General features: G+C 45.2%; 11 protein-coding genes. 5 read left to right on the forward strand and 6 right to left on the reverse strand.

The window, feature by feature from the left end:
* The first annotated feature begins 297 nt into the window (after positions 1-297).
* Complete coding sequence (locus ACN08X_RS00080; RefSeq protein WP_419107560.1) at positions 298-4,059, forward strand: FtsK/SpoIIIE domain-containing protein; 3,762 nt, start codon at positions 298-300, stop codon at positions 4,057-4,059.
* Here ACN08X_RS00080 and ACN08X_RS00085 read toward each other — a convergent pair.
* Positions 4,043-4,405, reverse strand: coding sequence for a hypothetical protein (locus ACN08X_RS00085; RefSeq protein ID WP_419107561.1), 363 nt, complete (start codon positions 4,403-4,405; stop codon positions 4,043-4,045). The two genes, ACN08X_RS00080 and ACN08X_RS00085, sit on opposite strands and share 17 nt — an antisense overlap.
* Positions 4,406-4,669: 264 nt before the next feature.
* Here ACN08X_RS00085 and ACN08X_RS00090 point away from each other — a divergent pair, with 264 nt between their 5' ends.
* Positions 4,670-4,918 carry a WhiB family transcriptional regulator gene (locus tag ACN08X_RS00090; RefSeq protein WP_419107562.1) on the forward strand — a complete coding sequence of 83 codons (249 nt, stop codon included), beginning with the start codon at positions 4,670-4,672 and terminating at the stop codon, positions 4,916-4,918.
* A gap of 117 nt (positions 4,919-5,035) precedes the next feature.
* On the opposite strand, the gene ACN08X_RS00095 is transcribed toward ACN08X_RS00090, so the two are convergent.
* The 3 genes from ACN08X_RS00095 to ACN08X_RS00105 are packed head-to-tail and all read right to left on the reverse strand — an operon-like array spanning position 5,036 to position 8,643.
* On the reverse strand, positions 5,036-6,565 hold the full coding sequence (locus ACN08X_RS00095; RefSeq protein ID WP_419101534.1) for a sensor histidine kinase: 1,530 nt from the start codon (positions 6,563-6,565) through the stop codon (positions 5,036-5,038).
* A 60-nt stretch (positions 6,566-6,625) separates the two neighbouring features.
* Positions 6,626-7,996: an AAA family ATPase gene (locus ACN08X_RS00100; RefSeq protein ID WP_419107563.1), complete on the reverse strand. Its 1,371-nt coding sequence runs from the start codon at positions 7,994-7,996 to the stop codon at positions 6,626-6,628.
* An 8-nt stretch (positions 7,997-8,004) separates the two neighbouring features.
* Positions 8,005-8,643, reverse strand: a complete 639-nt coding sequence (locus ACN08X_RS00105) for an SAF domain-containing protein (RefSeq protein WP_419101536.1) — start codon at positions 8,641-8,643, stop codon at positions 8,005-8,007.
* Positions 8,644-8,881: 238 nt separating this feature from the next.
* Here ACN08X_RS00105 and ACN08X_RS00110 point away from each other — a divergent pair, with 238 nt between their 5' ends.
* Positions 8,882-9,106 carry a helix-turn-helix domain-containing protein gene (locus tag ACN08X_RS00110; RefSeq protein ID WP_419101537.1) on the forward strand — a complete coding sequence of 75 codons (225 nt, stop codon included), beginning with the start codon at positions 8,882-8,884 and terminating at the stop codon, positions 9,104-9,106.
* Between the two features lie 3 nt (positions 9,107-9,109).
* On the opposite strand, the gene ACN08X_RS00115 is transcribed toward ACN08X_RS00110, so the two are convergent.
* Complete coding sequence (locus ACN08X_RS00115) at positions 9,110-9,661, reverse strand: hypothetical protein (protein ID WP_419107564.1); 552 nt, start codon at positions 9,659-9,661, stop codon at positions 9,110-9,112.
* A 153-nt stretch (positions 9,662-9,814) separates the two neighbouring features.
* Here ACN08X_RS00115 and ACN08X_RS00120 point away from each other — a divergent pair, with 153 nt between their 5' ends.
* Together ACN08X_RS00120 and ACN08X_RS00125 are read left to right on the forward strand one after the other, a co-directional pair.
* Positions 9,815-10,630 carry a LysM peptidoglycan-binding domain-containing protein gene (locus ACN08X_RS00120; RefSeq protein ID WP_419107565.1) on the forward strand — a complete coding sequence of 272 codons (816 nt, stop codon included), beginning with the start codon at positions 9,815-9,817 and terminating at the stop codon, positions 10,628-10,630.
* Positions 10,631-10,679: 49 nt separating this feature from the next.
* Entirely contained in the window at positions 10,680-11,192 is a 513-nt protein-coding gene (locus tag ACN08X_RS00125; RefSeq protein WP_419101540.1) for an Rv3235 family protein, read from the forward strand.
* A 68-nt stretch (positions 11,193-11,260) separates the two neighbouring features.
* On the opposite strand, the gene secA is transcribed toward ACN08X_RS00125, so the two are convergent.
* Positions 11,261-13,885 carry a preprotein translocase subunit SecA gene (secA, locus tag ACN08X_RS00130; protein ID WP_419101541.1) on the reverse strand — a complete coding sequence of 875 codons (2,625 nt, stop codon included), beginning with the start codon at positions 13,883-13,885 and terminating at the stop codon, positions 11,261-11,263.
* Positions 13,886-14,110: the final 225 nt, after the last annotated feature.

A 14,110-nucleotide genomic window follows, 5' to 3' on the forward strand; every position in this document is an offset into this window, starting at 1 on the left:
ATCTTGGCGTAGCCCTCAACAGCGCTACAACGGGTGGTTCTTATGATGCTTTTATTAAAAAGACATATCAACAAAAACATTCAGTAAACAAACTACCTGAATTTCTATTGTATCTCTCGTGTTCGCGTAGTGGTTCATTCACTTGAAAATGATTATTCCGTCAAAAAGTGGTGTGTACATCAAAATGTGTCTTATTTTTGGGGAAAACTTTCAGGAAATTCTCCGATACGACCTTAGTTATCCACATATTATGATGGGCTATTGAGCCCTTCTGGTGTCAGCAGCTCTAATGAACCTATGGAGCGCTTTTTCTTGATATATCACCACATCAGTGGCACGTATACCCCTATCTATGTTGAAACTACCGAAGACACGTGTGGGGCGTCATTACAAACCGTTCTAGAACAGTTCTCGCAGGTACCGCCACTATATCTTCACAATATTGCTCTCTCAAAAGTTGCTGATATTAGTTCATTGCCTTCTGGAACTATCCTAAGCACTCAGCCGGAAAAGACTCCTCACCCATCAAAGATTATCTGTTATCTTTGTGTCGAAAACGGACCAGACTGCGGCATGATATACCCCTTAACACGTGGCACATACATTATAGGACGTTCTGATTGCGATATCACTATCAAAGATATGGCTCTATCCCCGCATCACGGGAAAATAACGATTTCGCCTACACAGCTATTTTTTCATAACCAATCTCGCCCAGCCATCCCGTTATCTCTAAATACCCCGTTCCGGATTGGTAATTCATTCTGTGTACTAACTCAAGATTTATCGTGCAGGCATAGTACTCTCACACCCGAGATTCTCGCTCCTCTTGAAATCACGCCACCAGTAACTGCCAAGCATACTCTGCAACGCGCATTGATGACTCTCCTGCCATTAGCGATTGGAGTACTCATCGCGTGGTTAATGCATACATGGATTTTTCTGCTCTTTTCAGCCGCGACTTCTGTGCTCATGGGTGTGCATTGGGTCAAGAGCAGACACGAAAACACGCAATACCGTGAATTTATACAAAACAAAGCACAAGAAGATGCAAAACAATCTAATAATGTCCATCATGCAGGATGTCCTGGTTATCGTCCTGAACATCAGCCAAGAATCTTGTGCATCGGAAAAACTCAGCGTTACGCAGCACTAACTCACAAGAGCGCACCACTAACACGCTTACCTTTTATGCATGATATCGGGTTCTTTTTGAGATACCACGAAGAAGATACCGTCCATATCTATGCGCATACCGCGGCAGGAACTCTACGTTCGTTACTCATACAAATATGCTCTCAACACAAACACGCCATTGTTTTCACACCAGAGTTTATTCACGAATATCCTGAAGAATATGCACTATTAAAAGCACTGACACTGATAGCAGATACAGACACCAAGACCCCTCATAAGCCGTGGGTTATTGCAATTTATTCGTCAGAACAACCGTACCGTGTGCAAAAAGAAAAAAATTATCTCTTCATCTGCACTACGGAAAAGACCCTCTCGCCGACCCCCTATACCTCAGAAAAAAGCATTACTCTGCGACAACAAAGCCCCTATACTCCGCTACTAACGGCATATGCCCCGAGCTGTTTCTCCCGACAATTACCAGAACACGACCAGCAAGCTATAACAGTACTTGCCAACCAGATGAGCATCCAGTCCTTCGCAAACTCTATTAGCAGACAATTGCAACAACATACACAATATAAACGTCAAATCTCATCTAGCAGTATTGAGTCTTTCCCTCTCTTTACACAGGTAAATTCCACGAATAAAACAGCTGAGGGAGGAATGCCCTTAGAGATTGAAGTACTTATCGGAGTTGTTGACAGAAAAGAACATTACCTAGGGCTCAATCAGGATGGTCCGCATTGGCTTATTGCAGGAACCACAGGTTCTGGAAAATCACATTTGCTGCGGGCTTTGCTCCTATCAATGGTCTACCGCTATGTTCCAGAACGTCTTGGGCTTATCCTCATCGATTTCAAAGGGGGAAGTACTTTTAGCCCGTTTGCGCAGATACCGCATACAAGAGCTTTTTTAACAGATCTTAACTCATCTAGCGTGCAAAGAGCATTTCTTTTCATACGGGCGGAGCTACAACGCCGAGAAGAATACTTTGCAACGTTAGGTGTTAGTTCCTATAGCGATTACATCGGCCAATATGATCCAAGTTCTCAGCTACTTCCAGAACTTATCATCGTTATTGATGAGTACAAAATGCTCATAGACGCCCACCCAGAGGCTCATGCGCATATCGTTACTCTTGCTACTATTGGGCGTTCTTTAGGTGTTCATCTCATTCTCGCAACCCAAAGACCGCAAGGAAGTGTTGCATCAGATATTCGAGCAAACATCACGACCACATTGTGTCTTCGCGTTTCGTCGGCGCAAGAATCCATGAGTCTTATTAATAGTGATGCAGCATCAAAAATATCAACTTCAACACCAGGTGCAGGGTTTATTTACCAGGCAGACGAACAGCTGCTGCCATTTCAAGGGGTATCTATTGACGTTCCGGCGAGCGCTCCGAAACCACCCCTACATATTCAATATGTTGGCTCTTCATATCAGTATCCATTCCCTGCCGAACAAAGCCATGATGAAGACACGATACTCCGTAGCTATCTAAAAAATCTTGAAGATGAGAAAACTTTCACTAGCCCCATTCTTCCAAGCCCCGAAAAACATAGTCTGCATTACAAGAGTTCTCGCCCTCAGGAATATTTTGCTGGAATATTAGAGCTCCCTGCTCAAGGGGCACACCATAGATTACAGTTTTGTTCGGAGGAAGGAACTTATGCTCTTATCGGAGCACCTGATGAAAAAGAAACGCATCTTTATTCTTTCCTCAGACAAGGTGCACAGATGGGTGCTGAACTCTACGTGTTTACGGCAGATACACGCTTTTATGAAAAGATGAAAGCACTTCAAGGACAAGGAAAGACACCACGTTTTACAGTTTTGACAAGCCCTTATGACCCAGAATTTTTGCGCCATATTATCGAATATCTTATGAAACATCCACCTCAGGATAGTCCGCAAGTCATCCTCTTTGACGCACTTGACCTTTGGCTCGAAAATTATACTCGCGAACGGTCCTTAGAAAATCTCATTCTTGCACTATTGCTCGAGCAGACACCGCAACGTACAGTATTAGTCACTGCACATCAGATGTTAAAGGGCAGATTCTCTAGCATTGCACGTACGTCCTTGTATTCGGCACACACTGTTGAACACGATCCGTTACGTGCTCACCAACGCCATTACCCCGTACCAGGTTCTGAACAGTTCACGGTAGAAGGCGAAGCACTGCACCGTATCAAAGGAGCAGAAAACGTCAAAGCAGGGTTGTTCTACCCCTCCTATTGTTCTTATGAAGAATTAGAACAAGAACTTCCTATAGCAAGACCATTATTTACGCAGGTTCCGGAGCATATCTGTTGGGAACGATGGGAAGAGGGTCTCAAGGATTCTTCCCATTATCCAGATAATAAGCACCTAGCTGTTGGTATGAGCACTACGCAAGATGCTGTATCTATTGCAATAGAATCCGGACAATACACTCCTATTGTCGGGGGTGTTCGCAGTGGAAAAACAAATGCGCTCAGGGTGCTCCACAATAGCAACCGAGACTATGATAGTTTGCTCATTCATGGGCAAAAAGTGGGGTCTGTTCAAGAGGTTAAGGAACTTTTAGAAAAAATATCAGAGCCAAAGCAGCTCATTCTTTTTGTTGATGACGCCCAATACCTTAGCGCAGAAGCACAGAACATACTGATAGATTTTAGTGCTCAAGCTCAGCATATGTTCTGTGTTTATAGTGCAGAACCTCGTTGGTCTCATACGCCATTAGCATTAGCGTGTAAAACGGCGAAACAAGGCATACTTCTACAGCCGCAGGGACATGCTGAGCTACAGTTCTACCCGCAACTACGACTACCCTATAACGTTATGACAGAGGGCAAGATACCTCCAGGTAGAGCAGTGATTATAGAACCTTACCAACAGTTCTGTTGCCAGTTGCCTCTGGCTACTGAAGATACTTAGACACCGTAGAGCTAAATAATAAGATGGTGTTTATCCCAGCAGTTAGAACTGTTAAAAGAGCGAGGATATGCCCCGAAGCAATAACGGCTTGAACCGCAATAATGATGATAAATAGTTGCCATACAAGAATCATCGAACGAGCATATCTACGAGCCTGTAGAAGTGCGTAAGCGCTCCATCCAAGGCACTCTGCAATAGCAATGAAGCAGAGAGTCAGAGGTAACCCAATGGTAAGGTTTGTTGCAAAGACAGTCAGTAATATGGCGTATATGCTGATGCATAGAGCTTGAAAAAAGACCAGCGCTGAAACTGTTTTGACAGCTGCTGGTGCGTGATGTTCTAGCATCAGGGCTCCTTGCGTTATAGAACTATTAACCGGATGATATCCTATCTCAGTTTTAGGTCCCTCAGAAGAGCCACTTTTATGCTCTGTGATAGAACACTCAAGTTTTATTGACATTTTTCCGGTTAAAACTCTTGTCTATGAGTTCATTACGTGCGAACCTTATTGAGGTTTGATATGGCCCCTAACGTTAGGGGCCTTGATTTGTTGTAGAAGCATCATTGAACTCTTAGTTGGGTGCTTCAGGTCTATAAGGAGAACGTGCTCATGGATTGGCGTAGCCGTGCTGCTTGTTTGGAAAAAGACCCGGAACTCTTTTTTCCCGTAGGAAATAGTGGTTCGGCTCTTCTCCAAATTGAAGAAGCTAAAACGGTGTGCCGCAACTGCACGGTTATGGACACCTGTTTGCAGTGGGCCATCGAAACTAGCCAGGATTCTGGTGTGTGGGGTGGAACAAGCGAAGACGAGCGCCGCGCCATTAAACGACGTGTCGCCCGAGCTCGTAGAGCTTCCTAAACATACCGCATCTAGTAGCGAGGTTTCTTATCTCTAATCATTGATTAGAGATAAGAAACCTCGTTTTTTATGAGGATCTCAAAGGACTGCTCCCCCCCCCCATTGGGCGATGGCAGGCTATGCACCTGCGTCGATAAGGACTGCATCGATAATGACCTCAGTGCCTCTTGGCTCAGCTGAACGCCAACGGATAGATCCGTTCAATTCGCTTGCAACAAGAGTACGAACAATTTGCATGCCAAGTCCCTCATCATTGCTAATCGTTAAAGAACCTGCGTTGTCTGAAGCTGGAATACTCCTATCTCCCATACCAATACCGTCATCAGTAATCGTAATTTTTAAAGTATCTTCATGGGCTTTGTTATGTCCCCTCTCCCCACGGAGGGTGACAGTTCCTGCCTGACCAGCTAATCCATGTTCAACAGCGTTAGCAACAATTTCGTTGATAATGAGCGCTAGTGGGGTGGCAAATTGGCTCGGCAATTCTCCAAAAGTTCCTTCAAGGACGGTTCGTACTTCTTGTCCGGGAGATGCGAGTTCTGCGGCAAAACGAAATTGACGCTGAATTAGTTCATCAAAATCTACGCTTTGAGTCAGCCCTTGAGAAAGAGTCTCATGTACTAACGCGATAGTTGCTACTCGTCTCATAGCTTCTTCAAGACCTTGTTTAGCTTCTTCGGTGTGCATGCGACGAGATTGCAAACGGAGTAAAGCAGAAACTGTTTGAAGATTATTTTTAACACGATGGTGTATTTCTCGGATGGTGGCGTCTTTGGTCATCATCTCTAATTCACGCCGGCGCAGTTCCGTAACGTCACGGCATAGCAGCACTGCGCCGTATCGTTCTTCGCCAAGTGCGGTAGGACGCCGGAACGGAATTGCACGAAAAGTCACGCTTGTATTGTTTGCTCGTACCTCACCACGCCATGGCATTCTGCCCGTCAGCACTAGGGGAAGAGTTTCGTCTGCTTTTTCGCTACAAGGAATGAGTTCTCGTGTTTTATCGACAAGACGCGTGTCTTCTAGTTCTTCTTCTAAGCCTAGTCTTTTATAGGTTGAGGCGGCGTTGGGGGACGCAAAAAGTACTTTTCCTTCGGCATCAAGAGTAATCACCCCGTCACTAACTCGTGGGTTGCCACGAGAACTTCCTACGGGAGCTGTAAACTCGGGCCACGCTCCGCGAGTCACCATTTGTAAAAGATCCATAGAAAACTTTTGACACATCAATTCAACTTTGGGCGGAATACGCGCATCAAATAGCTCAGTGTGAACGGTCAATAGGGCGATAACACGTTCTTCTCGCACAAGAGGCACCATACAGGTGTTGGTTCGCGTACCAGTTTCTGGAAGCACATGAGAAAATTTTTCGACAGTTTTATGAAGCCATGCTTTCTCTGCATGAGGGATGAGGTCTTCATACATTGCCTTGTTCACCATATCGCGGTGAAACAGTGTATGTACGGTGGAGGGACGTACTTGCGCCACGCTAATGAATTGATGTGGCGGTTCTATATTTTGAGGTAACCACAGGACGAGGTCTCCGTGTGCAGCATCAGCGATAATCTGCCAGTCGCCAAGAAGTAAATGTAGCCATTCAGAGTCTCGTGGACTAAGGTTCTCAGAATAGATGGTGGCTTCTCTAAGCATTCTTCTGCCCCTTGATGTGCAGCTCGTCTTGGTTATCTACACACATGACGATACCACCTGTTAGGTGGAGTTTTTCTTCCTCCACCACCGTTTTTTCGGAGGTTCGGGACTGTCGTCATGGCGCTTAACACTGACTAGTGTAGGTTCTTCCTGATTCTTATCTTTTTTAGAGCTTTCTTCAGGTGTACTCAGTTCCGATAGCATGGTGCGTATTGATTGCGTTATAGGAGATTGTGAGGATAGTTCAACAACGGTTTTTCCGGAGAGAGAGCATTTATCGACAATAGCCGGTTCGTAGGGGATGAAACCTTTGATAGGTTTTTCAGGGCCAAATCGTTGCCATGCTTGTAATATTTTTTCTTCAGGATGATTTCCAACTGAGGTTGAGCGAACTTTGTTGACCCATATATCGGTGGCGGTTTCGAGATTCCGTCGTTGTTGGAAGTCTTGAAGTTCTTCGTATGAACGTAAGAGTCTGGGGATTCCTAGTACATCAGCGCTACCAAGCAGAATAATTTTGTCTGCAGATTCTAAGGCGACGTGGGTTGCGGCGTTACGACTTGGTGCTACCCCGTCAAAGGTAATTTCTTCATCTTCTTCTAGGCAGAATCCTGTGTCAATAATGATGAGGTCATAGTTCTTGCGCAGGGTTGTGAGCAACAGTTCAAAAGCTTGAGAGCGGATTTCTGGCCAGCGGTCGCTGCGGGTAATTCCGGTGAGGACGTCGAGGTATCCTCCTTCAATTTTGATGGTACTTATGATTTCGTGAATATTTTCTGCCTCTAGTGTTGTTCTATCAGCAAGGTGACATAGCTGCGCTAAGCCAGAATAATCTTCTAACATTCCTAAGAGCGCGCTCACAGCTGGGGCGTAGGTGTCAGCATCGATAAGACATACTTTTTCTTCTTTTTGGGTTGCATAGGCTGCGAGGTTTGTGGCAATTGTTGATCGACCGGGTGAGCCTGCTCCACCCCAGACGGTAAGAATTTTTGCGTGGTGTAAGGCTTGTGGTTGGGGTTCTTCTTCAGTTCTGTGTTGAGAAGTTATCTGGGTTTTTTCAGTCTCTATGTGGTTGTTATTGTGTGTTTTGTGGTCTTCTGTAGAGGTGATGTGCTCAATATGTTTGAGAAGTTCTTGTGTTTCGGTTAGAGAGCTGATGGTATGCGCCCCGGCAATATGGCGGCTTTCTCCGGGGTCTACGATGATGAGGGTGATGACCTGAGCTTCGGAGAGCTGATGCACTAAAGATGCGGTGAGATCTTCATATCCGCTGACGAGCAGGGCAACACGTGCAATACCGCTGTGTGCGATGCCGATGAGGTCACTGAGCTCTTGAACGTGTCGCACAACGCTGATGGCGCCACGTTGACGTTCGATTGCTTGGATGTATTGTCCAGCGGTATCACCTAAAACGACTACGGGGATATTCATAGTTTTTCCTAGAAAGATGGAACTAACGATATTTTGCTGTCGTTAGATGTGGCGTGAAGGATAGAGGATAAGACGTCTTCGCTCACAAGTAGTTGCAGTGCAGTCTTTCCGGTTGACCCGAGAACGGAATCTTCACTATTGATACGGGCAATTTCAGCTTGTTCCATGAGACGCACGGGGGTTGCGTATCCGTTACCGTTTTCGTTTTTCGAGGAAACCCAAACGTCTACTAGATCTCCGGCTTTGTACCCTGATGCGACGGTGGCGTCAAGAACGATGGTTGTTTTCTTACGGTCATTTTGTTCAGCTTCTCCTAGAGAGTTTTTAGGGACGAGCTGATGAGCACCAATAAATTGGGTTGCGATATGCGCTGACCCGTTTTCGTCGGTAGAGAGATATTGTGAGGATGCTTCGCTAAGGCGAACGTCTACTTTTTTGAGGTCTTTTTCGGTGATTTCTTCTCCGACATAGATTTCTCGGGTGGTGACCCAATAGGGCTTTGTTTGGTTTGATATGTTGACGACGGCGATAACTCCTGTGAGCGAGAGCAGAATGAGGAAGAGCCCAATCAGCAGCTTCGGGTCTTTGAAACCGGGTTTTTGTAGGCGTGAAGTAAGTGTTTTAGAAGCTTTTGGGTCTGTTTTCATGCGGGAGTTCTATCAGTTCTCTAGGAGGTTTTGGGATTCGGATAACAGCCTACTGAATTTTCAGATTCTTAGCATCTCAAAAGCGAAAGTTTCATTTCTTTACTATGAAACTGTGGATAAAGCTCCTTGTGTCAGTCAAAAGGCAACATATCTGAACGTTTACTATCAAAGAACACGAATAAGGGGTTATAGTAATGAACAACTATCACCTTCTTCAAACGTCAACAAGGATACTTCTATGGTTAAGCAACGTTTTTATACACTGACAGAAGTTGGAGAAATCCTCAATATTTCCTTAGCTCAGGCACGCGCTATCGTACGCTCAGGTGAACTTCCTGCCATACAAATTGGTGGACGAGGCCAGTGGAGAGTCGAAGACGTCAAACTCGAAGAATATATTGCTCAAGCGTATAAGAAGACTGAACAAGCTATTGAACATCACCAGATAGCCTCATCGTTTTAATCCCTACGCACTGCGCAGAGAACAGGCTGCCCCAATATTCTCTAACCCAACGGTTCGCATACCTGTAATATGTCTTGAACGATATTGCCCGTCTAAGGGGTGTAAGGCTACCTCGATAAAATCGAGTCCTACTTTTTCAATCGTCCCTTCAGTTGTTGTCACAAAATCGCGATGAAAAATACGTAGGGGTGTTCTAGCTATGCTGAGCGCTCGAAACGCATAAGAAAAGTTAAGTTTCCGCATCAGAGTTCCGGTATCGACCTGCGCATGATGGTTGCCTCCTTCCCACCACATAATAGAACGCAGGGGCAGGAGTATATTTTCTGCACCCGAGCGTAGCTGCACCCAGCCGTTACCGACAGTCTCAAGTTCAGCGTTCCATGAGATAGATGAGCTGCAGCAAATACGAACATTTTTTCCTTGTTGAGCCGCTAAACGATCTAGTTGCTGGACTTTCGCAAATTCTGCACGTTGCAATTCATGCGCAGAAGATTCTAGCTCTTGCTGTCGCAGAGAGTCGAGCTGTGCTTCATAATCTCTAAAAATTTTTTCCATTGATACTTGTATATCCCATCTTCGATGTTACATGAGATTATTTTTCTATTTTCTATGAAAAATTATTTAAAACTCTTTACTTTTTGCATAAAAACAGTACATACTCTATCTAGATGTATCAAACAACATCAAACGACACGATAAGAGGTTTTTATGTATCAAGCGAGAACATTAGTTAAGCTTCCAACGAGCTGTTCAAAAACTGATTACCTTCTGAGCGTTGGAACACCTCTCCTGGCAGCATGCAGTATTTGTTGTTCTCTTCTAGCACTAGCCACGACAAAGCCAACACACAGTGATTATCTATATCTTCAACTCGTCCTTTGTCTAAGTGGCTTAGTTCTTCTTTGGTGGTGCACCAGCATCTTCTGTATTCTGCGTTCATACCGTATCCAGCAGAAAACTCATCAACGGTATCTCAACCTTCCATCGTGGATACCTACTTGTCTCAAAAATTGTTCACTAGCGCTTCTTGGTGTCAGCATTATATGCACTCCTGCACAGGCATATTCCCCCAACCCGACAGCAACCGCTATCACCTGTGTAGAACAAGACCATCTAAAACCTCTAGAGCACGAACCAGTTAGTGCACCGTTGACGACACTCTTTACCTCAAAGACTTCCCAACACTATTCGCCAGAAAAAACGTCTTCTGTCCACCACACCCAAAATAGCCCTTTGCACCATGTCGTACTCTCAACGTCAGAAAAAGAGTATGTCCCGCTCACACCGCTCTTTGGTGTCACCACCTCGACAAGAAATGCAGAACCTAAAAGCGATTCAAAAGATTATGTTGTTCGCAAAGGAGACACTCTTTGGAGCATTGCACAAACATATTTAGGAGAAGAAGCAACGCCTCGTAACACCATGGAGTATAGCTACCGCATCTACCAACATAATCAAGAACACCTACGCGGTTATGAAGCACCCATATACCCCGGAGAAATACTCGTTCTTCCCAGCATCTAAAAGCACCCCACCTTACACCTATATACCAACGACGATATAAGGACATATCATGGCCATCCACCACCCCGAATCCACGCCAAACCAACAACGCTTTACCGTCATCTCAGCAGAAGAATACGAACGTTTCCGACAGGCCTTAGCTCAAGAAGAAAACATCAACTTCCGCCCTAAAAAACCTGTTCATCCAAGTAACGCAGAATGTAAAGCTATCGAGATTATGTGTGCAGGTATTAGCGTTGCAATCCTTGAAGTCTTTGCAGGGCGCCGACCACCGCAACACATTGCGCGCTGGCTTAGCCAAGAATGCTATCAACGAGTGACGCAAAGAGCGCAGCTCACCCAACAGCTCCTACGGCAGCAGAACACCAGAACACGTATCAAGCCTTTTGCTACACCTAAAACACAACTACCTAAACCCCGACGTGCTAAAGCACAAAAAGTACGGACAGATACCTTTGAAGTGTGTCTCATCATGGAAGATCTGACACGAGTACGAGCCATAGCCATGAAAGTGGAAAAAGTTTTCTCCAAATGGAAAATCACAGCTCTAGAAATTGCATAAAACAAGTGGTGGGGTGTTTGACCGAATACGGTCAAACACCCCACCACTTCTAATAATAAGAAATAACGTTACTTATTCTCATCGACCAGATCATTCTTACGAATCTCAGTCTCAGTTCCGCCATCTTCTGACGGTGCGGAATATTGTAAGAACTTTGGCTGAGCAGGAATCTTCATACCTAAAGGAGAAGACTGCGTACGCTGTTTTGCTAAATCAACATGATACAAATAGCTAACCGACTCTTCACGAATAGCATCCATCATCGTCTGATACAACGCATAACCTTCACGCTGGTACTCAATGAGAGGATCACGCTGAGCCATAGCACGTAAACCAATTCCCTCTTTAAGGTAATCCATCTCATAAAGATGCTCAGGCCAACGTTTGCCAATCACGGAAAGAACAATACGACGTTCAATCTCACGCATGGACTCAGAGCCAATGCTCTCTTCACGCTCTTGGTACACTAGCTCAGCATCAGCAAGAATCTCTTTAACCAGTTGGTCACGAGTAATCTTCGTCCGGTCACCAGCATCCTCAGCCAGATCTTCAGCAGTAATCGTGACAGGATAAATACTCTTGAGAGTGTCCCAAAGCTTGTCGAAATCCCAATCTTCTGCGTGATTATCCCCTACCTGCGCGTCAATTGCAGAGGTAAGAACCTCACGAGTAAAGATTTGAATCTGTTCTTTAAGGTCATCCCCCTGCAAAATCTGGTTACGGTCCTTATACATTGCTTCACGTTGACGATTCAAAACATCATCATATTTAAGGATATTCCTACGCTGTTCAGCGTTACGAGATTCAACCTGCCCCTGAGCCGAAGCAACGACACGAGAAACCAGTTTCGAATCAAGAACAGTGTCATCAGGAGCATTAGCCATAAGACGTGCAGCTGCCTGACCATTGAATAGACGCATCAACTCATCTGATAGAGAAAGATAAAAACGTGATTCACCAGGATCACCCTGACGTCCGGAACGGCCTCGTAGCTGGTTATCAATACGACGAGACTCATGGCGCTCTGTACCAAGAACATACAGCCCGCCAAGAGCAATCACTTCGTCGTGTTCTGCGCGAGCGGCCTCTTCACATTCAGCAAGAACGCTAGGCCATTTCGCCTCATATTCTTCTGTATTCTGCTCTGGGTCTAGGCCAAGCTCTGTCATCTTCTCAACAGCATTAAACTCAGGGTTACCACCTAGCATAATGTCAGTACCACGACCAGCCATATTGGTAGCAACAGTAATAGCTCCCTTACGGCCAGCCTGCGCTACGATAGCAGCCTCACGTGCGTTGTTCTTTGCGTTCAACACTTCGTGACGGATACCTTCACGTTTCAGAAGCTTAGAGAGATACTCGCTCTTTTCCACGCTGGTTGTGCCCACCAGAACGGGCTGACCTGTTTCAAAACGCTCTTTAATGTCTTCAACAACAGCGTTGAATTTAATAATTTCGTTCTTATGTACACGGTCGGGGTGGTCTATACGTTGCACTTCTTTATTCGTAGGAATAGCAACCACGCCAAGCTCATAAGTGCTCATAAACTCTGCAGCTTCAGTCTCTGCAGTACCCGTCATGCCAGAGAGCTTCTCATACATGCGGAAATAATTCTGCAAGGTAATAGTTGCCATCGTCTGGTTCTCAGGCTTAACTTCAACAGCCTCTTTCGCTTCAATCGCCTGATGGATACCTTCGTTATAACGGCGTCCGGGGAGGATACGTCCAGTATGTTCATCAACGATGAGAACTTCACCATTCATGACAACATAATCTTTATTGTTTTTAAAGAGCTCTTTAGCTTTAATAGCGTTGTTTAAGAAACCGATCAGAGGAGTGTTTGCCGGTTCGTAAAGATTTTCAATTCCGAGGTGGTCTTCCACCTTGTCAATACCAGATTCGAGAATGCCGACTGTACGTTTTTTCTCGTCTACCTCATAATCTTTTTCAGGAAGAAGAGTCTGCACGAAACGCGCAAACTCGGCGTACCAGCGGTGCGCCTCCCCTGCAGCAGGACCAGAAATAATCAACGGGGTACGAGCCTCATCAATCAAGATGGAGTCAACCTCATCGACAATGGCAAAATTGTGTCCGCGCTGAACTTGCTCTTCAACACTCCATGCCATGTTATCGCGCAGATAATCAAAACCAAATTCGTTATTTGTACCGTAAGTGATATCTGCAGCATATTGTTTACGACGTTCTTCTGGAGTCTGGTTCGAAAGAATAACACCAGATTCCATACCTAAGAAACGGAATACACGCCCCATCAAATTTGCCTGATACTCGGCAAGATAATCATTGACAGTTACAATGTGCACGCCTTTACCAGATAACGCGTTGAGGTAGGCTGGCGCCGTAGCGACAAGAGTCTTACCCTCACCGGTTTTCATCTCTGCAATATTGCCAAGGTGCAAAGCTGCCCCGCCCATGAGCTGAACGTCATAGTGGCGTTTTCCAAGAGTACGTTTTGAAGCCTCACGCACAACAGCAAAGGCTTCTGGCAAGAGGGTATCAAGAGATTCACCATCTTTAATACGTGCACGGAACGAGTCTGTTTCTGCACGCAGTTCGGCGTCACTCATATTTTCAAAACTGCTTTCGAGCGAGTTCACTGCATCAGTGTACGCACGAAGCTGTTTGAGAATTTTTTTATCCCCTGCGCGAAGAATCTTCTCTAAGAAAGATGCCACGAAAACTGACTCCTTGAGACGAAAACTTTAAATACGGTACCGACACTTTATGTCAGCACATCATCACTATTCTAGGTTAAAAACCGGCTAATATGAGAACGCTTTTCGTATTACTCTCTCAGCAAAGCCTTATTTTTAGAGGACACCCCTAGAAATAAGGCTTTTAGAATACAAAAAAACAGCACCAAATAACTCAACGCCACGTTTTATGAGCCGTCCAGTATT

Source organism: Rothia sp. P6271 (assembly GCF_048512995.1).
Lineage (GTDB): Bacteria > Actinomycetota > Actinomycetes > Actinomycetales > Micrococcaceae > Rothia.